This window comes from Phycicoccus endophyticus (assembly GCF_011326735.1).
Lineage (GTDB): Bacteria > Actinomycetota > Actinomycetes > Actinomycetales > Dermatophilaceae > Phycicoccus > Phycicoccus endophyticus.
Map to the genome: position 1 here is coordinate 202,352 of NZ_JAANCN010000001.1, position 18,784 is coordinate 221,135.

The window sequence follows — 18,784 nt, forward strand, 5'->3', positions numbered from 1 at the left end:
CTCGGCTTCCACCCGCGTCGACCAGCAGGTCGCCGGGTCCCCGGTCCGTGACGAGAGGTCACGCGCGTTGCTCGTGCGTGGTCTCCCGTTGCCGGCCGGACGGAGCTCACTGGCCCCTCGCGCACCAGCGGCGAGGGGCCTTTCTCGTCGCCGGGTCGCCAGCTGCAGCACCCGACGAAGGAGAAGCACATCAGCGAGCCACGCATCAACGACCGCATCCGGGTCCCCGAGGTGCGGTTGGTCGGCCCCAACGGCGAACAGGTCGGCATCGTCCGGGTCGAGGACGCGCTCCGTCTGGCGGCGGAGGCCGACCTCGACCTCGTCGAGGTCGCCCCGATGGCCAAGCCCCCGGTCGCCAAGCTCATGGACTACGGCAAGTACAAGTACGAGACCGCCATGAAGGCCCGTGAGGCACGCAAGAACCAGGTCAACACGGTCATCAAGGAGATCAAGCTCCGCCCGAAGATCGACCCGCACGACTACGGCACGAAGAAGGGCCACGTCGTGCGGTTCCTCGGCGGCGGGGACAAGGTCAAGGTGACGATCATGTTCCGCGGTCGCGAGCAGTCCCGCCCCGAGCTGGGCTTCCGGCTGCTGCAGCGCCTCGCGGAGGACGTCGCCGACCTCGGCACCGTGGAGTCCCAGCCCAAGCAGGACGGCCGCAACATGGTCATGGTCCTCGCGCCGACGAAGAAGAAGGCGCAGGCGATGGCCGAGCAGCGTCGCCGGCGCGACGAGGCCAAGAGCGGCCCCGAGCCGGTCGAGACCGACGCGGCCGAGCACGAGGCGGCCACCGAGACCGCCGACGCGGGCTGAGCCCGCCCCCCGACACCCCCACGACGACAGCAGCAACCCAAGGAGAGCGGCACCATGCCGAAGAACAAGACGCACAGCGGCACCAAGAAGCGCTTCCGGGTCACCGGCTCGGGCAAGGTGATGCGCGAGCAGGCCGGTCACGTCCACAAGTTCCACGAGAAGACCCCGCAGAAGGCCCGCCGCCTCTCCAAGGACGTGCTCGTCTCCCCGGCGGACACCAAGAAGGTCAAGAAGCTCCTCGGCAAGTGAGCCGGTCCACCCCCCAGAACTGACGAAGCAGAGCAAGGAGAACTCACGTGGCACGCGTGAAGCGGGCGGTCAACGCCCAGAAGAAGCGCCGGGTCGTCCTCGAGCAGGCGAGCGGTTACCGCGGGCAGCGCTCGCGCCTGTACCGCAAGGCCAAGGAGCAGGTCACCCACAGCCTCGGCTACGCCTACCGCGACCGCCGGGCCCGCAAGGGCGACTTCCGGCGCCTGTGGATCCAGCGGATCAACGCCGCCGCCCGCGCCCAGGGCATGACGTACAACCGGTTCATCCAGGGCCTCAAGGCCGCCGAGGTCGAGGTCGACCGCCGCATGCTCGCCGAGCTCGCGGTCAACGACGAGGCCGCCTTCGCCGCGCTCGTCGAGGTCGCCAAGGCCCACCAGGGCGCCGAGAAGGTCTCCGCCTGAGCCGAGCCGCGGTGCTGACCAACCCCCGGTCGGACCGGGTGCGACAGGTCCGCGCGCTGCACAAGCGGCCGGTGCGCCAGCGCACCGGCCGCTTCTGCGTCGAGGGACCCCAGGGCGTGCGGGAGGCCGTCCGGCACGCGCCCGGGCGCGTCCGGGACGTCTACGTCACCCCGCAGGCCGCCGAGCGGTACGCCGAGGACATCCTCGCGCCCGCCCGCGCGGCCGACCTGTGGGTCCACGAGGTCTCGGGCGAGGTCCTCGCGGCGATGGCCGAGGCCCAGGCGCCCCAGGGCGTGCTCGCCGTCGTCGAGGATGCACCGGTGACCCTCGCGCAGGTGCTCGAGGCCGGCCCGCGCCTCCTCGTCCTCCTCTCCAGCGTGCGGGACCCGGGCAACGCCGGCACGGTCGTGCGGGGCGCCGACGCCGCGGGGGCCGACGCCGTGCTCGTCAGCGAGGCCTCGGTCGACGTGCACTCCCCGAAGGTCGTGCGCTCCACGGCCGGCTCGCTCTTCCACCTACCCGTCGTCACGGGCCTGGAGGTGGCCGGGACGATCGAGGCGCTGCGGGCCCGTGGCGTGCGCTGCTACGCGGCCGACGGTGCCGGGAGCACCCTCCTGCCGGAGGCCGACCTGGGCCCGCCGCACTGCTGGGTCATGGGCAACGAGGCCCGCGGGCTGCCGGCCCCGACGCGAGCGGCCTGCGACGACGTCGTGCGGGTGCCCGTCTACGGCCGGGCCGAGTCGCTCAACCTCGCGATGGCCGCCACCGTCTGTCTGTACGCCTCCGCGACGGCCCAGCGTCCGGCCGCGCGGTAGCGTGCGGCCCATGCCCGAACGGTTCCTCGTGCCGGACGGGGTGGACGCCCCCTGGCCGGACCTCGTCCCGGACGGCCTCGTCGCCGCCGTCGGCGACGCCCGCACGGTGGCGCTGATGAACGCCCGGGCCGAGCAGATCACCGGGCTGTGCGCCGAGGACGTCCTCGGCCGGGACCTTTTGCAGGCCCTTCCCCTCCAGGACCTCGGGGGAGAGTCGTGGTGGGCGCTCACCAACCCGTGGGCGGGGCTGGCAACCCGCACCGGCCACCGGGAGCGGCTGCTCGTCCTGCCCAGCGGCCGCGAGCTGCTCGTCACCGCGCGGTACAACCGCTCCGTGCGCGGCGGGCCGGTGGAGTCCGTGGTCCTCGCCCTCCGGGACGCGGAGGGGCGGCGGCGGGCGGAGGCGGAGAGCGCGGCCCTGCTCACCGCGGTCGCCCACGAGCTGCGCTCGCCCCTCACGGGGGTCAAGGGCTTCTCCTCGACCCTCCTGCGCAACTGGGAGCGGTTCACCGACGACCAGAAGCGGCTGATGCTCGAGACGATCGAGGCCGACGCCGGCCGGGTCACCCGGCTGATCACCGAGCTGCTCGACACCTCGCGGATCGGAGCCGGCCGGCTCACCGTGCACGCCCAGCCGCTGCCGGTGCGCCCCTGCCTCGAGACCGAGGTCGAGCGACGGGTGGCCGCCGGCACCCCGAGGGAGCAGTTCGAGGTCGAGGTCGAGGACGGGGTGGAGGTCGTGTGGGCCGACCCCGACCGGCTGGCCCAGGTGGTGACCAACCTCGTGGACAACGCCCTGCGCCACGGCCGGGGTCTCGTGCGGCTCACGGCGCAGCGTTCGCGATGGGGCGGGCCGCCCGCGGTCGACCTCGTCGTGGCCGACGACGGGGACGGCATCGCGCCCCAGCACCGCGAGCTCGTCTTCTCCCGTTTCTGGCAGGGGGGTGCCAAGCACGGCACCGGGCTCGGCCTCTACCTCGTGCGCGGCCTCGTCGCGGCGCACGGGGGCCGCGTCGTCGTCGAGGACGCGGCCGGCGGCGGAGCGCTGCTGCGAGCGACCTTCCCCGACCTCGACGCGCCCGAGGCCCTCTAGGGCCCCGGGCGCGTCGACGGTGCGGCTCAGGCGCCGGCGGTCTCCGGCAGCGGCTCGCGGACCTCGGCCTTGTCGTCGTCGGCGACGCCGGGGATCGGGTCGCCGGCGCCGGCACGCACCCGCTGCTCGATCCGGGCGCCGACCTGGGCGTCGACGTTCTTCCAGTACACGAACGCGCGCTCGAGGACGTCCTCGCGCACGCCGTCGAGGGCGCCCGCGACGGTCTCGACGAACCGGTCGCGGGCGGCGTCGTCGAAGACCTCGCGCACGAGCGCCCCGGCCTGGCCCCAGTCGTCGTCCTCGGCGTGCAGGACGTAGGCCTGCCGGACCATCTCGCCGTCGGCCTCCCATCCCTCCGGCACCGGGCCCTGGAAGGCCGAGTGGCCCCGGCCCATGCTGTTGGGGATGTACGTCGGCCCCGGGTCGACCTGGTAGTTCATCGCCCCGTCGAAGACGAGGTGGTTCTCCCGCTCCTGCACCGAGGGCAGCGGCCGGTTGACCGGCAGCTGGTGGTGGTTGGTCCCGACCCGGGCGCGGTGGGCATCGGCGTAGGAGAACACCCGGGCGAGGAGCATCTTGTCCGGCGAGAAGCCGATGCCCGGCACGACGTTGCTCGGCGCGAACGCGGCCTGCTCGATCTGGGCGAAGTGGTTGACCGGGTTCTCGTTGAGCTCGAAGGTGCCGACCTTGACCAACGGGTAGTCCGAGTGCGGCCACACCTTCGTCAGGTCGAACGGGTTGAACCGGTAGTCCTTGGCGTCCGCGTAGGGCATGGCCTGGATGTACAGGGTCCACGAGGGGAACTCACCCGCCTCGATGGCCTCGAAGAGGTCGCGCCGGTGGAAGTCGGAGTCGGCGCCGGCGAGCCGCTCGGCCTCCTCGTTGGTGAGGTTCTCGACGCCCTGGTCGGTGTGGAAGTGGAACTTCACCCAGTGCTTCTCGCCCGCGGCGTTGGTCATCAGGTAGGTGTGCGAGCCGTACCCGTTCATGTGCCGCCACGAGCTCGGGAGCCCGCGGTCGCCCATGAGGTAGGTGACCTGGTGGGCCGACTCGGGGGAGTTGGTCCAGAAGTCCCACTGCATCGTGCCGTCGCGCAGCCCGGAGTCGGCGAGGCGCTTCTGGCTGCGGATGAAGTGCGGGAACTTCATCGGGTCCCGGAGGAAGAAGACCGGGGTGTTGTTGCCGACGAGGTCCCAGTTGCCCTCCTCGGTGTAGAACCGGGTGGCGAAGCCGCGCACGTCGCGCCAGGTGTCTGGCGAGCCGAGCTCGCCGGCGACGGTGGAGAAGCGGGCGAGGGTGCGCACCGTCGCGCCGGGCTGGAAGACGGCGGCCTTGGTGTAGCGCGTGATGTCCTCGGTGCACGTGAAGGTGCCGAAGGCGCCCGAGCCCTTGGCGTGCGGCTTGCGCTCGGGGATGTTCTCGCGGTTGAAGTGGGCCAGGGTGTCGAGCAGGTGCACGTCGTGGAGCATCAGCGGGCCGTTGGGGGACAGGCTCAGGCTGTGCTCGTCGCTCTCCGCGGCGGCGCCGTTGGCCATCGTCGAGCCGGTCGGCGTGCCGAGCTGCTCGGGGTGGTCGTAGGGAGTGGTGTCGGTCGTCATGGCTGCTCCTTCGGTGCGGTTTCCCCGTCCCTGCCACCTTGGCACCTTGTCTGGAACCAGTCAAGACAAGCGGGGTGGGCGGTGGCCCCGTCCCGCTCGCGTGGCGGGGTCCACCACCTGGTGCCACGATGTCGCGGGTGACGACGGTGACCTTCGCGCCCTACCGGCGCGTCCTCTCCCGGGCCGGGCTCCGTCGCATCCTCGTCCTCGGGGCTCTGACCCGGGCGCCGATGTTCGCGACCGGCGTGCTCGTCACCGTCCACGTCGTCACCACCCTCGGGCGCAGCTACGGGATGGCCGGGATCGTCGGTGCCGCCGTGACGAGCGCGGTGGCGGTCAGCGGGCCGTGGCGCGGCCGGCTGCTCGACCGGTACGGCCTGCGCCGGGTGGTCGCGCCCTCGGTCCTGGTCTCGGGGACGTGCTGGGCGCTTGCCCCGTTCGTGGGCTACTGGCCCCTGCTCGTCCTGGCGACCCTCGCCGGGCTCTTCGTCGTCCCGGTCTCCTCGGTCATCCGCCAGGCGGTCATCGCCGCCGTCGACGAGCAGGACCGGCGCACCGCGATCTCCCTGGACTCCTCGGTCATCGAGCTGTCCTTTATGGCGACACCGGCCCTCGCGGTGTGGGCCGCGACCCAGTGGTCGACCGTGTGGGTGCTCTTCTCGGTCCAGGCCCTCGGTGCCGTCGCCGGGCTCGGTCTCTGGCTCGCCGACCCGCCGCTGCGCTCGGAGAGCGAGCCCGGCGCCTCCGTCCACGGCGTCGGACGGGCGGCGTGGTTCACCGGGCCGTTCCTCACGGTGCTCGTCATGGTCGCCGCGACCGCGGTGATCCTCGCCGGCTCCGACCTGACCTTCGTCGCCGCCGTCCGCACCCTCGGGGCGGTGAGCGCCCTCGGGGTCGTGCTCGTGCTGTGGGGGCTCGGCTCCCTCGTCGGCGGCCTGCTCTACGGCGCCCTCCCGCGCGAGGTCCCCGCCCGGTGGCTGCTCGGTGCGCTCGCCCTCGTCACCGCGCCCATGGCTCTGGCGACGAGCGTGCTCCAGCTGGCCCTGCTCGCCCTCCTCGCGGGTCTGCTGTGCGCCCCGACGATCACGGCGACCGTCGACGAGGTGGCCCGGCTGGTGCCGGCGCAGGTGCGCGGGGAGGCGATGGGCTGGCACGGCTCGTCGCTCACCGCCGGCGGTGCCCTCGGCGCGCCCTTCGCGGGCTTCGTCGTCGACCACTACGGCGCCGGCGGGGGGTTCCTCGCCGTCGCCGTCGTCGGCGCCGCGGTGGCCCTGCTCGGGTTCGCCGCCAGGACGCCCCGCCGCGGGCGCTAGGGTGGGTGGCGTGACGACACCAGCGCAGCGATTTACCGGGCCCTCGGGCCCGAGCGCGCGCCTGTTCTGAGCGCCGTCCGTGCCCCGGCCGGCTGCCGGGGCACCACCTCGCCCGGGGGCCGAGCCCCGTCCCTCCCCGCGCGCGGCGCTCCCTAGACTCACACCGCGCCCCCACCGACGACGAAGTGGACCCGATGTCCGGACCGAACACCAGCTACGACCCCGTCGAGGTCGCGGCCCTCGACCCCAGCGCGCTCGACGCGGCCGTCGAAGCCGCCCTCGCGGCCGCCGCCGCGGCGGCCACGCTCGAGGAGCTCAAGGCGGCGCGGGGAGCCCACCAGGGCGACCGCAGCCCCCTGGCGCTCGCCAACCGCGAGATCGGCGCCCTGCCCCCGAGCGCCCGGGCCGAGGCGGGCAAGCGGGTCGGTGAGGCCCGCGGCCGGGTGGGGCGGGCCTTCGCCGCCCGCCAGGCCGACCTCGAGGCCGAGCGCGACGCCCGCATCCTCGTCGAGGAGGCGGTCGACGTCACGCTGCCCACGGGCCGGCGGCCGCTCGGGCGCCGGCACCCCGTGGAGCTGATGTCCCAGCGGATCGCCGACCTCTTCGTCGGGCTCGGCTGGGAGGTCGTCGAGGGGCCCGAGATCGAGGCCGAGTGGTTCAACTTCGACGCCCTGAACTTCGACGCCGACCACCCCGCCCGGCAGATGCAGGACACCTTCTACGTCGACCCCCCGCAGGGAGGTCTCGTCCTGCGCACGCACACCTCTCCGGTGCAGGCGCGCACGCTGCTCGAGCGGGGCGTCCCCGTGTACGTCGCCGCGATCGGCCGGGTCTTCCGCACCGACGAGCTGGACGCCACCCACATGCCGGCCTTCCACCAGGTGGAGGGCCTCGCCGTCGACGAGGGCATCACGATGGCCCACCTCAAGGGCACCCTCGACCGGCTCGCGGCCGAGCTCTTCGGCGAGGGCATCACCACCCGGCTGCGCCCCTCGTACTTCCCGTTCACCGAGCCGAGCGCGGAGATGGACCTGCGCTGCTTCGTCTGCCGCGGCGAGGACCCGCAGTGCCGCGCCTGCAAGGGCACGGGCTGGATCGAGTGGGGTGGCTGCGGGATGGTCAACCGCAACGTGCTGACCGCCTGCGGGGTCGACCCCGAGCGCTACACCGGGTTCGCCTTCGGCATGGGCGTGGACCGGGCGCTGATGTTCCGCACCGGGGCGAGCGACATGCGGGACATGATCGAGGGCGACGTGCGCTTCGACGCACAGTTCGGGATGGAGGTCTGATGCGGGTCCCCGTCGACTGGCTGCGCGAGTACGTCGAGGTCCCCTCGGAGGCGACCGGCCAGGACATCGCCGCCGCCCTGGTCTCCGTCGGGCTCGAGGAGGAGGCCGTCCACACCGGTGGGGTCAGGGGCCCGCTCGTCGTGGGCCGGGTCCTCACGATGGAGCCGGAGGCGCACAAGAACGGCAAGACGGTCAACTGGTGCTCGGTCGACGTCGGCGCGGCCAACGGCACCGGCGAGCCCCAGGGCATCGTCTGCGGCGCCCACAACTTCGCGCCCGGCGACCACGTCGTCGTCGTCCTCCCCGGTGGGGTCCTCCCGACGCCCGACGGTCCGCTCGAGGTGTCCGCCCGCAGGACCTACGGGCACGTCTCGGCCGGCATGATCTGCTCCGAGCGCGAGCTGGGCCTCGGCGAGGACCACGACGGGATCCTCGTCCTCGAGCGCCGCTACGCCGAGGACCCGGACGCCCTCGCGCGGTGCGTGCCCGGCGCGGACGCCCTCGCGCTGCTCGGCCTGGACCGCGAGACCGTCGAGGTCAACGTCACGCCGGACCGTGGGTACTGCTTCTCCGTGCGGGGGGTGGCCCGCGAGTACGCCCACGCCAGCGGAGCCACCTTCACCGACCCGGTCCAGGCGCTGGCCGCGGCGGCCCCCGGGCCCACCGCCTCGGGCTACCCGGTCCGGGTCGCCGACGACGCACCGGTCCGCGGGCGGGCCGGCTGCGACCGGTTCGGTGCCCGGGTCGTGCGGGGGCTGGACGTCGCCGCCCCCACCCCGCAGTGGATGCGCACCCGGCTCACCGAGGCCGGCATGCGCCCGATCTCGCTGGCCGTCGACGTCACCAACTACGTCATGCTCGGGCTGGGGCAGCCGCTGCACGCCTACGACCTGGCCACCCTCGGCAGCGAGATCGTCGTGCGCCGGGCGCGGCCGGGGGAGCGGCTGCGCACCCTCGACGACGTCGAGCGCACGCTCGACCCGCAGGACCTGCTCATCACCGACGGCGGCGAGACGCCGCTCGGGCTCGCCGGCGTCATGGGCGGCGCGAGCACTGAGGTCTCCGGGGCGACGACGGACGTCCTCCTCGAGGCCGCGCACTTCGACCCGGTGACCATCGCCCGGTCCGCACGCCGGCACCGGCTGCCCTCGGAGGCGTCACGACGCTTCGAGCGGGGTGTCGACCCCGCGCTGGGCCCGGCGGCCCTCCAGCTGGCCGTCGAGCTGCTCGTGCGCTACGGCGGGGGAGAGGCCGGGGAGGAGGTCACCGACGTCGGCAGCCCGCAGCCGCCGGCCCCGGTCGCGATGGACGTCGACTTCCCGAGCCGGCTCGTCGGTGTCGACTACGCCCGCGGCACGGTCGTGTCGGTCCTCGAGGCCATCGGCTGCGCCGTGGACGGGCATGCCGACCGGCTCACGGTGACCCCGCCGTCCTGGCGCCCCGACCTGCGCACCGCCGAGGACCTCGTCGAGGAGGTCGCCCGCATCCACGGCTACGCGCGCATCCCCTCGGTACTGCCCACCCCGCCCGGCGGGTCCGGGCTCAGCCACGCCCAGCGGGTTCGCCGCACCGTGGCCGACGTGCTCGCCGCGCGGGGGCTCTTCGAGGTCTGGGGTGCGCCGTTCGTCGGCGAGGACCGGCTCGCCGCCCTCGGGCTCGACGTCGCCGCCGAGACCGCCCGCACGGTCCGGGTCGCCAACCCGCTCTCGGACGAACAGCCGTGGATGCGTCCGAGCCTGCTCGCCACCCTGGTCGACGCCCTGCGCCGCAACGTCTCCCGGGGTGCCAAGGACGTCGCCCTCTTCGAGGTCGGTCTCGTCACCGCCCTCGACGGGCCGCAACGCGCGGCCCCCACCGTCGAGGTCGGGGTGCTGCCCCCACCGGAGACGCTCGCGGCGATCCGCGAGGCCGTCCCGCCCCAGCCGCGCCACCTGGCCGTGCTGCTCACCGGTGAGCTGGACCGTGCCGGCTGGTGGGGCCCCGGGCGACGCGCCGACCTCGGCGACGTGCTCGAGCTCGTCGACGCACTGGCCGAGGCGCTCGCCGTGGAGACGGTCGTCACCGCCGACGACGTCATGCCCTGGCACCCGGGCCGCTGCGCCCGGGTGGCCCTCGCGGACGGCACCGTCCTCGGGCACGTCGGCGAGCTGCACCCGACGGTGGTGCAGGCGCTCGGGCTGCCGCCGCGGACGGTCGGCGGCGAGCTGGACCTCGACGCGCTCACCGTCGCCGCCGACCACCCGGTACGGGCTCGCACGCTGGCGACCTACCCGATGGCCCAGAGCGACGTCGCCCTCGTCGTCGACCGCGCGGTGCCGGCCGCCGCGGTGCGGGGCTCGCTCGTCGCCGGCGGCGGCGACCTGCTCGAGGCGGTGCAGCTCTTCGACGTGTTCGAGGGCGAGCAGGTCGGAGCGGGCCGCAAGTCCCTGGCCTACCGGCTGACCTTCCGCTCCCCGGAGCGGACCCTGACGACCGAGGAGGTCTCCGGCCTGCGCGACGCCGCCGTGGCCGCGGCGGCCCGGGACCACGGGGCGGTGCAGCGGGCATGACCGAACAGGAGCGGGTCGCCGTCGTCACCGGAGCCTCGCGGGGCATCGGCCGGCACGTCGCCGACGCCCTCGAGGGGGCGGGGTGGGCACTCGAGCGGGGCTCCTCGAGCGTTGCCCCCGTCACCGACCGGGAGGCGCTGACCGCCTGGGTCGGTGACATCGTCGACCGGCGCGGCCGCATCGACCTGCTCGTGAACAACGCCGGCGTCGTCGACACCGAGGTCGACCTCTTCGCGTCCGACCCGGACCAGTGGTGGCACACCGTCGAGGTCAACGTCCGCGGCGCCTACCTGATGACCTGGCTCGTCGCCCCGCATCTGCTCGCGGCCGGCGGCGGGCGCGTGGTCAACCTCAACTCCGGCGCCGCCCGCCGTCCCGCGCGGGTGGCGAGCGCCTACACCGTGAGCAAGACGGCGCTGGCCCGGCTGACCGGCTCGACACACCTCGCCGGGTGGGAGCGCGGGATCCGCGCCTTCGACCTCATGCCCGGCGTCGTGCGCACCGACATGACCGCCTCGATGCAGGCCCACACCGCGCGGACCGAGTGGACCTCGCCGCAGGAGGTGACCGACCTCGTCCTCGCGCTGGCCGGCGGCGAGCTCGATGCCTTCTCGGGGCGCTTCCTGCGGGCGGGTATCGACACCGTCGAGTCCCTGCGGGCCCTGGCCTCGCGCGGGCTCGGTGCCGACGAGCGCACGCTCGAGCTCGTGCTCCGGCCGGGAGACCCGCTCGCCTGAACCCGTTGTGCATGGGCATGACGACTGCTGTATGATCATGCGAATGCAGCGCAAGGTGGCCGTCGCCGGGGCGAGCGGGTACGCCGGAGGAGAGGTCCTCCGGCTGCTCCTGGCCCATCCCCAGCTCGAGGTCGGGGCGGTGACCGCCGCGGGCAACGCGGGGCAGCCGCTCACGAGCATCCACCCGCACCTGACGCCGCTCGCGGACCGCGTCCTGCAGGAGACGACCCCGGAGGTGCTCGCCGGCCACGACGCCGTCGTCCTCGCCCTCCCGCACGGACACTCCGGCGCGCTCGCCGCGGCACTGCCGCAGGAGAGCGTGGTCATCGACTGCGGGGCCGACTTCCGCCTGCGCGACCCGCAGGCCTGGAGCGCCTTCTACGACACCCCGTACGCCGGCTCCTGGCCCTACGGGATGCCGGAGCTGCCGAGCGCGGACGGACCCACGCGCGCCGCGCTCGCCGGGGCGACCCGGGTGGCCGTCCCCGGCTGCTACCCGACGGCGGTCTCGCTCGCCCTGGCGCCGGGCCTGGCCGCCGGGGTACTCGACCCGGGCGACCTCGTCGTCGTCGCCGCCTCCGGCACCTCGGGGGCCGGGCGCTCGCCCAAGGCGCACCTGCTGGGCTCGGAGGTCATGGGGTCGATGTCGCCCTACGGCGTCGGTGGGGTCCACCGGCACCTGCCGGAGATCGAGCAGAACCTCTCCGCGTGCGGCGCCGGGCCGGTCACCGTGTCCTTCACCCCCACACTCGCCCCGATGCCTCGAGGGATCCTCGCCACGTGTACGGCGCTCGCGGCCGAGGGCGTGAGCGCGGCCGAGGTGCGCCGGGCTTGGGAGGCCGCCTACGCCGACGAGCCGTTCGTCCACCTCCTGCCGCAGGGCAGCTGGCCGAGCACCGGCGCGGTGCTCGGCAGCAACGCCGTCCACGTCCAGGTCACCCTCGACGAGCGTGCTGGCCGGGTGGTCGCCGTCGCGGCGGTCGACAACCTCACCAAGGGGACCGCCGGTGCCGCCGTCCAGTGCCTCAACCTCGCGTTGGGGCTGCCCGAGACGAGCGGGCTGCCCGCGGTGGGGGTGGCACCGTGAGCTCGATGCCGCTGCACCTGATGGAGCACCCCGAGGACGTCTCGGTCGTCCGGCTGCCGCGGGACGAGGACCCCACCTTCGAGTGGCGCAGCGGCCCGCTGGCGTCGTTGACCCGGACCGCGGAGGAGACCTCGGTCGTCTGCGCGAGCGCCGCGGTGCCACCGGACGCGCGCAGCGAGGGCCCGTTCCGGGCGGTCGAGGTGGCCGGGCCGCTGGACTTCTCCGCCGTGGGGGTCTTCGCCGAGATCCTCGCGCCGCTCGTCGAGGCTCGCATCTCCGTCCTCGGGCTCTCGACCTTCGACACCGACTGGGTCCTCGTGCCGGCCGAGCGCACCGGCGAGGCCTCGGCCGCCTGGCGGCGGGCCGGGTTCGTCATCACCCCGACGACCCTCGGTGGCGGCGCGTCGTGAGCGTGACCCAGCCCCGCGGGTTCCGCGCCGCCGGCGTCGTCGCCGGCCTCAAGGCCTCCGGACGGCCCGACCTCGCCCTCGTCGTCAACGACGGGCCGGACCACCACGCCGCCGCCGTGTTCACCACCAACCGCGTCCAGGCCGCGCCGGTGACCTGGTCGCGCCACGTCGTCGCCGACGGCCGCGCCGACGCCGTCGTCCTCAACAGCGGTGGCGCCAACGCCTGCACGGGCGCCCCGGGGTTCCAGGACACCCACCGCACGGCCGAGCACACGGCCGACCGGCTCGGCGTGGCGGCCGGGGACGTCGTCGTGTGCTCGACCGGCCTCATCGGTGAGCGGCTGCCGATGGAGCCGCTGCTGGCCGGGGTGGACGCGGCGGCGAGCGCCCTCGCGCCCGACGGGGGGCCGGACGCCGCCGAGGCGATCCTCACGACCGACACCGTGCCCAAGACCGCCCAGGCGACCCGAGAGGGCTGGTCGGCCGGGGGGATGGCCAAGGGCGCGGGCATGCTCGCTCCCGCCCTCGCGACGATGCTCGTGGTCCTCACGACCGACGCCGTCGTCGACCCCTCGCGGCTTCACGCCGCGCTGCGGGAGGCCACCCGGACCACGCTCGAGCGGGTCGACTCCGACGGGTGCATGTCGACCAACGACACCGTCGTGGTCCTGGCCTCCGGCGCCTCCGGGGTCGAGGTCGACCAGGACGAGCTCACCGGCGCCCTGACCGAGGTGTGCGCCGACCTGGCCCGTCAGCTCGTCGCGGACGCCGAGGGCGCCCACCACGACATCGCGGTGCAGGTGCGGACCGCGGCGACCGAGGAGGACGCCCTCGAGGTGGCCCGCTCGGTCGCGCGCAACAACCTCCTCAAGTGCGCGGTGTTCGGCAACGACCCGAACTGGGGACGGGTGCTCGCGGCGGTCGGCACGACGGCGGCGGCCTTCGACCCGGACGACCTGGACGTCGCCATCAACGGGGTGCAGGTCTGTCGCGGCGGCGGGGTGGGGGAGGACCGCTCGCTCGTCGACCTGGGCGGCCGGGAGGTCCACATCGACGTCGACCTGCACGCCGGCGACGCCGAGGCGACGATCTGGACCAACGACCTGACCCACGACTACGTCCACGAGAACTCCGCCTACTCCACGTGAGGACGAGATGAACGCACCGACGCAGCAGGCGCTCCGCGGCGCGATCGACGCCGCCGCGCTGCGGGTCGCCCAGGGCAAGGCCTCGACCCTCGTCGCCGCCCTGCCCTGGCTCGAGCGCTTCCGTGGCGCGCTCGTCGTCGTCAAGTACGGCGGCAACGCGATGACCGACGACGCCCTCAAGGCCGCGTTCGCCCAGGACATCGTCTTCCTGCGCTACGCCGGGCTGCGCCCGGTCGTCGTGCACGGGGGCGGCCCCCAGATCAAGGGGATGCTCGACCGCCTCGGGCTGGAGTCCGAGTTCCGCGGTGGGCTGCGGGTCACGACGCCCGAGGTCATGGACGTCGTGCGGATGGTGCTCACCGGCTCGGTCGGGCGCGAGCTCGTCGGCCTGCTCAACCAGCACGGGCCGGTGGCCGTGGGGCTCTCCGGCGAGGACGCCCACCTCTTCGGGGCGCGGCGGCGCGGCGTCGTCGTCGACGGCGAGGAGCACGACCTCGGGCTCGTCGGCGACGTCGTGCAGGTCAACCCGGGTGCCGTGCTCGACCTGCTCGACGCCGGGCGCATCCCGGTCGTCTCGACCGTCGCGCCCGACCTCGACCAGGACGGACAGGTCCTCAACGTCAACGCCGACACCGCGGCGGCGGCACTGGCGGCCGCGCTCGGGGCACGCAAGCTCGTCGTCCTCACCGACGTCGAGGGCGTCTACGCCAGCTGGCCCGACCGGGGCTCGCTGCTCTCCGAGCTGCGGGTCTCCGCCGCCCGCGAGCTGCTCGGGCGGGTCGAGGCGGGCATGATCCCCAAGCTCGAGGCGTGCATCCACGCCGTCGAGCGGGGGGTGCCCCAGGCGCACGTCGTCGACGGGCGCCAGCCGCACAGCATCCTCCTGGAGCTGTTCACCTCCGAGGGGATCGGGACGATGGTCCTGCCGGACCGGGACGGGAGCACCGATGACTGACGCGACGACCGCACCGCTGACCCACGAGTGGCTCGGGCGCTACGAGTCGGCGCTGCTCGGCGTCTTCGGGCGCCCCCAGCTCGTGCTCGAGCACGGCGACGGCGCCTGGGTGTGGGACGTCGACGGCCGCCGCTACCTCGACCTCGTCGGGGGCCTCGCCGTCAACGCGCTCGGGCACAACCACCCGGCGCTCGTCAGCGCCGTCTCCAAGCAGGCCGGGCAGCTCGTCCACGTCTCGAACTTCTTCACCACCCCGAGCCAGGTGGAGCTCGCCGAACGGATCCTCGGGCTCAGCGGCGCCCCCGAGGGGTCGGCGGTCTTCTTCTGCAACAGCGGGACGGAGGCCATCGAGGCCGCCGTCAAGCTCGCCCGACGCACCGGCCGCACCGGCATCGTCGCCGCCGAGGGCGCCTTCCACGGCCGCACGACCGGCGCGCTCGCCCTGACCCACAAACCGGCCTACCGCGAGCCGTTCGAACCGCTCCTGCCGGGCGTCGTCCACCTGCCGTGGGGCGACGTGGAGGCGCTCGAGCGGTCCGTCGGCCCGGACACGAGCGCGGTCGTCCTCGAGCCCATCCAGGGCGAGGGGGGCGTCGTGCCCGCCGCGCCGGAGTACCTGCAGGCGGCGCGCCGCGTCGCGACCGAGGCCGGAGCGCTGCTCGTCCTCGACGAGATCCAGACCGGCGTCGGCCGGACGGGCAGCTGGTTCGCCTGCCAGCAGGCCGGGGTCGTCCCGGACGCGATGACCCTCGCCAAGGGCCTCGGTGGCGGGCTGCCGATCGGCGCGCTCGTCACCTTCGGCCCCGAGGTCACCGGGCTGCTCGGTGCCGGGCAGCACGGCAGCACCTTCGGCGGCAACCCGCTCGCCTGCGCCGCCGGCCTCGCGGTCCTGGACACCATCGAGTCCGAGGGGCTGCTCGAGCACGTGCGGGCCGTCGGCGAGCACCTCGAGACGCGGGTCACGGCGCTGGACGACCCCCGGGTCACGGGCGTGCGCGGCCGCGGGCTGCTGCGGGCGGTGACGCTCGCGCAGGAGTGGGCACCGGCGGTCGCGGCGCACGGCCGTGACGCCGGCCTCATCCTCAACCCCGTGGCCCCCGACGCCATCCGGCTCGCCCCGCCGCTCGTCGTCACGGCCGAGCAGCTCGACCTGTTCGTCGACGCGCTGCCCGGGCTGCTCGACCGGGCCGGCGAGGAGGGACGGTGACCGTGCGCCACTTCCTGCGCGACGACGACCTCTCGCCCACCGAGCAGGCCGAGGTGCTGCGCCGGGCAGCCGCGCTCAAGCGCGAGCCGTTCGCCGACCGGTGCCTCGAGGGGCCCCGCACCGTCTCGATCATCTTCGACAAGCCCACCCTGCGCACCCAGGTGTCGTTCATGAACGCCGTCGCGGGCCTGGGCGGGCACCCCATGGTCGTCGACGGCCGGCTCGCCGGCATCGGGGAGCGCGAGTCGGTCCCCGACGTCGCCCGCATCCTCGGTCCGCAGTCGGCCGCGGTCGTCTGGCGCACCTTCGAGCAGGACCGGCTGGCCGAGATGGCCCGGTACGCCGGTGTGCCGGTGGTCAACGCCCTGACCGACGACTTCCACCCCTGCCAGGTGCTCGCGGACCTGCAGACCGTCCGGGAGGAGCTCGGGGAGCTGCCCGGTCGCACCCTCGCCTACGTCGGCGACGGCGCGAACAACATGGCCCACTCCTACCTCCTCGGGTGTGCGACCGCGGGGACGCACGTGCGGGTCGGCTGCCCGGCCACGCACCGGCCCGCGGCGGAGGTGCTCGCCCGCGCCGAGGAGGTGGCCCGGGGCACGGGCGCCACCGTGGTCGTCACCGACGACCCGGCGGCGGCGGTCGCGGGGGCCGACGTCGTCGCGACCGACACCTGGGTCTCCATGGGGATGGAGGCCGAGGCGGACGCCCGGCACGGCGCCGACGGCCCGTTCGCGCCCTTCCGCGTCGACGCCCACCTGCTCGACCGGGCAGCGCCGAACGCGCTCTTCCTCCACTGCCTCCCGGCCTATCGTGGGTACGAGGTGACCGCCGAGGTCATCGACGGACCGCGCTCGCGGGTGTGGGCCGAGGCCGAGAACCGGATGCACGCCCAGAAGGCGCTGCTGTCCTGGCTCGTGGAGCAGGCGGAGGAGGACCGATGACGGTCTCCACCTCCCGGGGCGCGCGCCAGCAGCGGATCGTCGAGATCCTCCAGGCCGTCCCGGTCCGCAGTCAGACCGAGCTGCTCGACCTGCTCGCGCGCGACGGCATCGAGGTGACCCAGGCCACCCTCTCGCGCGACCTCGTCGACGTCGGCGCCGAGCGGGTCCGGGTCGGCAAGTCGCTCGTCTACGCCGTTCCCGGCGAGGGCGGCGACCGCACCGTGCGGGCCGCGAGCGCCGAGCAGGAGCGCTCCGGCCGGCTCGTCGGGCGGGCCCAGGAGCTGCTCGTCTCGGCGCAGGCCTCGGGCAACCTCGTGGTCCTGCGCACCCCGCCCGGCGCGGCCAACTACCTCGCCTCGGCGATCGACCACACGAGCGTCGAGGGGGTCCTCGGCACCATCGCCGGGGACGACACCATCATGGTCATCACCTCGGGGGCGGCCCGCAGCCGCGAGGTCGCCGACCTGCTCATGTCGTACGCCCGGAAGGACATCCCGTGACCGCTGCAGACTCCTCCACGCGGCCCGTCAGCCTGTGGGGCGGCCGCTTCTCCGGCGGACCGGCGCAGGCCCTGGCCGCGCTCTCGCGCTCGACCCACTTCGACTGGCGGCTCGCGCCCCACGACATCGCCGGCTCGCGCGCCCACGCGCGCGTGCTCCACCGCGCCGGTCTGCTCGACGACGCCGCGCTCGCCACGATGCTCGACGGCCTCGAGCGGCTGCGTGCCGATGTCGAGTCCGGGGCCTTCGTCGCGGCCGAGGACGACGAGGACGTCCACACCGCGCTCGAGCGCGGGCTCATCGAGCGGGTCGGGCCCGACGTCGGCGGCCGGGTGCGCGCGGGGCGCTCGCGCAACGACCAGATCGCGACGCTGCTGCGGATGTACCTGCGCGAGCAGTCACGCGCCCTCGGTGGCCTCGTCCTCGACGTGGTCGACGCGCTCGTGGGGCAGGCGCGCGCCCACCTCGGGGTCCCGATGCCCGGGCGCACCCACCTGCAGCACGCCCAGCCGGTCCTGCTGTCCCACCACCTGCTCGCCCACGCCTGGGCCCTGCTGCGCGACATCGACCGGCTGCGCGACTGGGACGCGCGGACCTCCCTGTCGCCCTACGGCTCCGGTGCCCTGGCGGGGTCCTCCCTCGGGCTGGACCCGGAGGCCGTCGCGGCCGACCTCGGGTTCGCGGGGGCGGTCGAGAACTCGATCGACGGGACGGCCTCGCGCGACGTCGTGGCCGAGTTCGCCTTCGTCGCCGCGATGACCGCCGTGGACGTCTCCCGGATGGCCGAGGAGGTCATCCTCTGGGCCACCAAGGAGTTCTCCTTCGTCACCCTCGACGACGCCTACTCGACCGGCTCGAGCATCATGCCGCAGAAGAAGAACCCCGACGTCGCCGAGCTCGCCCGGGGCAAGGCGGGCCGGCTCGTGGGCGACCTCGCCGGTCTGCTGACGACGCTCAAGGCGCTTCCCCTGGCGTACAACCGCGACCTCCAGGAGGACAAGGAGCCGGTGTTCGACGCCATCGACACCCTCGAGGTCCTTCTCCCGGCGTTCTCCGGGATGGTCGCCACGCTGACCTTCCACACGGAGCGGATGGCCGCGCTGGCCCCCCAGGGCTTCTCGCTCGCGACCGACGTCGCCGAGTGGCTCGTGCGCCAGGGGGTGCCCTTCCGGGTCGCTCACGAGGTGGCCGGTGCCTGCGTGCGGCTGTGCGAGGAGCGGGGCTGCGAGCTGTGGGACCTGCGCGACAGCGACCTCGCCGGCATCTCCGAGCACCTGACGCCTGGGGTGCGCGAGGTGCTCAGCGTGGAGGGGTCCCTCGCGTCACGGGCCGGCAAGGGCGGGACCGCCCCGGTCCGCGTCGCCGAGCAGCTCGAGCGCGTGGCCGCCGTCGCGACCGAGGCACGCGGCTGGGTGGCCGACGTGCCACAGGCCCGCTGAGCAGTGCTCGCCCGGCTGCTCGCCGGTGACGTGCTCGACGTCGCGCCGCGGCTGCTCGGAGCGCACCTGACGCACGCCGGGGTGACCGTGCGGCTCACCGAGGTCGAGGCCTACGGCGGCGCGGACGACCCGGGGTCGCACGCCTTCCGGGGCAGGACCCGGCGCAACGCCGTGATGTTCGGGCCGCCGGGGCGCCTGTAGGTGTACTTCACC

Annotated in this window: 18 protein-coding genes and 1 pseudogene; 18 read left to right on the forward strand and 1 reads right to left on the reverse strand. The window is 74.4% G+C overall.

Going from position 1 to position 18,784, the window contains the following annotated elements:
* Window positions 1-189 precede the first annotated feature (189 nt).
* Genes infC through G8D98_RS01000 form a run of 5 tightly spaced genes read left to right on the forward strand, consistent with a single transcriptional unit; the run spans window position 190 to window position 3,395 of the window.
* A complete protein-coding gene (gene infC, locus G8D98_RS00980; RefSeq protein ID WP_187566815.1) occupies window positions 190-816 on the forward strand; it encodes a translation initiation factor IF-3 in 627 nt (208 codons plus the stop codon).
* Between the two features lie 54 nt (window positions 817-870).
* Window positions 871-1,065 (forward strand): 50S ribosomal protein L35, encoded by a 195-nt coding sequence (gene rpmI, locus G8D98_RS00985; RefSeq protein ID WP_166097930.1) that lies wholly within the window; start codon window positions 871-873, stop codon window positions 1,063-1,065.
* 47 nt (window positions 1,066-1,112) lie between these two features.
* Window positions 1,113-1,487, forward strand: coding sequence for a 50S ribosomal protein L20 (gene rplT / locus G8D98_RS00990; protein ID WP_166097932.1), 375 nt, complete (start codon window positions 1,113-1,115; stop codon window positions 1,485-1,487).
* Between the two features lie 11 nt (window positions 1,488-1,498).
* Window positions 1,499-2,302: a TrmH family RNA methyltransferase gene (locus G8D98_RS00995; protein ID WP_187566780.1), complete on the forward strand. Its 804-nt coding sequence runs from the start codon at window positions 1,499-1,501 to the stop codon at window positions 2,300-2,302.
* A gap of 10 nt (window positions 2,303-2,312) precedes the next feature.
* Window positions 2,313-3,395, forward strand: a complete 1,083-nt coding sequence (locus G8D98_RS01000; RefSeq protein ID WP_166097934.1) for a sensor histidine kinase — start codon at window positions 2,313-2,315, stop codon at window positions 3,393-3,395.
* Between the two features lie 26 nt (window positions 3,396-3,421).
* Here the strand turns inward: G8D98_RS01000 and G8D98_RS01005 are convergent, their stop codons facing one another.
* The gene (locus G8D98_RS01005) at window positions 3,422-4,993 is read right to left on the reverse strand and encodes a catalase (RefSeq protein WP_166097937.1); all 1,572 of its coding nucleotides are present in this window, start codon (window positions 4,991-4,993) and stop codon (window positions 3,422-3,424) included.
* Window positions 4,994-5,130: 137 nt separating this feature from the next.
* Between G8D98_RS01005 and G8D98_RS01010 the strand changes: the two genes are divergently transcribed.
* The 13 genes and pseudogenes from G8D98_RS01010 to G8D98_RS01070 form a co-directional block, all read left to right on the forward strand.
* Window positions 5,131-6,306: an MFS transporter gene (locus G8D98_RS01010; RefSeq protein ID WP_166097939.1), complete on the forward strand. Its 1,176-nt coding sequence runs from the start codon at window positions 5,131-5,133 to the stop codon at window positions 6,304-6,306.
* A gap of 194 nt (window positions 6,307-6,500) precedes the next feature.
* Complete coding sequence (gene pheS, locus G8D98_RS01015) at window positions 6,501-7,595, forward strand: phenylalanine--tRNA ligase subunit alpha (RefSeq protein ID WP_166097942.1); 1,095 nt, start codon at window positions 6,501-6,503, stop codon at window positions 7,593-7,595.
* Window positions 7,595-10,144, forward strand: a complete 2,550-nt coding sequence (pheT, locus tag G8D98_RS01020; RefSeq protein WP_166097944.1) for a phenylalanine--tRNA ligase subunit beta — start codon at window positions 7,595-7,597, stop codon at window positions 10,142-10,144. The genes pheS and pheT overlap by 1 nt, the downstream gene beginning before the upstream one ends.
* Window positions 10,141-10,881 carry an SDR family oxidoreductase gene (locus G8D98_RS01025; RefSeq protein WP_166097947.1) on the forward strand — a complete coding sequence of 247 codons (741 nt, stop codon included), beginning with the start codon at window positions 10,141-10,143 and terminating at the stop codon, window positions 10,879-10,881. Before pheT ends, G8D98_RS01025 begins: the two co-directional genes overlap by 4 nt.
* Window positions 10,882-10,924: 43 nt before the next feature.
* Window positions 10,925-11,968 carry an N-acetyl-gamma-glutamyl-phosphate reductase gene (argC, locus tag G8D98_RS01030; RefSeq protein ID WP_166097949.1) on the forward strand — a complete coding sequence of 348 codons (1,044 nt, stop codon included), beginning with the start codon at window positions 10,925-10,927 and terminating at the stop codon, window positions 11,966-11,968.
* A gap of 5 nt (window positions 11,969-11,973) precedes the next feature.
* Complete coding sequence (locus G8D98_RS01035) at window positions 11,974-12,378, forward strand: ACT domain-containing protein (protein ID WP_166097952.1); 405 nt, start codon at window positions 11,974-11,976, stop codon at window positions 12,376-12,378.
* Window positions 12,375-13,526 (forward strand): bifunctional glutamate N-acetyltransferase/amino-acid acetyltransferase ArgJ, encoded by a 1,152-nt coding sequence (gene argJ, locus G8D98_RS01040; RefSeq protein WP_166097954.1) that lies wholly within the window; start codon window positions 12,375-12,377, stop codon window positions 13,524-13,526. Before G8D98_RS01035 ends, argJ begins: the two co-directional genes overlap by 4 nt.
* Before the next feature lie 7 nt (window positions 13,527-13,533).
* Complete coding sequence (argB, locus tag G8D98_RS01045; RefSeq protein WP_166097956.1) at window positions 13,534-14,481, forward strand: acetylglutamate kinase; 948 nt, start codon at window positions 13,534-13,536, stop codon at window positions 14,479-14,481.
* A complete protein-coding gene (locus G8D98_RS01050; RefSeq protein ID WP_166097958.1) occupies window positions 14,474-15,688 on the forward strand; it encodes an acetylornithine transaminase in 1,215 nt (404 codons plus the stop codon). Before argB ends, G8D98_RS01050 begins: the two co-directional genes overlap by 8 nt.
* 2 nt (window positions 15,689-15,690) lie before the next feature.
* Window positions 15,691-16,632, forward strand: a complete 942-nt coding sequence (gene argF, locus G8D98_RS01055; protein WP_166098843.1) for an ornithine carbamoyltransferase — start codon at window positions 15,691-15,693, stop codon at window positions 16,630-16,632.
* Window positions 16,629-17,132, forward strand: a complete 504-nt coding sequence (locus G8D98_RS01060; protein WP_166097961.1) for an arginine repressor — start codon at window positions 16,629-16,631, stop codon at window positions 17,130-17,132. The genes argF and G8D98_RS01060 overlap by 4 nt, the downstream gene beginning before the upstream one ends.
* Window positions 17,129-18,571 (forward strand): argininosuccinate lyase, encoded by a 1,443-nt coding sequence (argH, locus tag G8D98_RS01065; RefSeq protein WP_166097963.1) that lies wholly within the window; start codon window positions 17,129-17,131, stop codon window positions 18,569-18,571. The genes G8D98_RS01060 and argH overlap by 4 nt, the downstream gene beginning before the upstream one ends.
* A 3-nt stretch (window positions 18,572-18,574) precedes the next feature.
* Window positions 18,575-18,769 (forward strand): annotated as a pseudogene (locus G8D98_RS01070) (DNA-3-methyladenine glycosylase); the annotation flags it as partial.
* Between the last annotated feature and the right edge of the window lie 15 nt (window positions 18,770-18,784).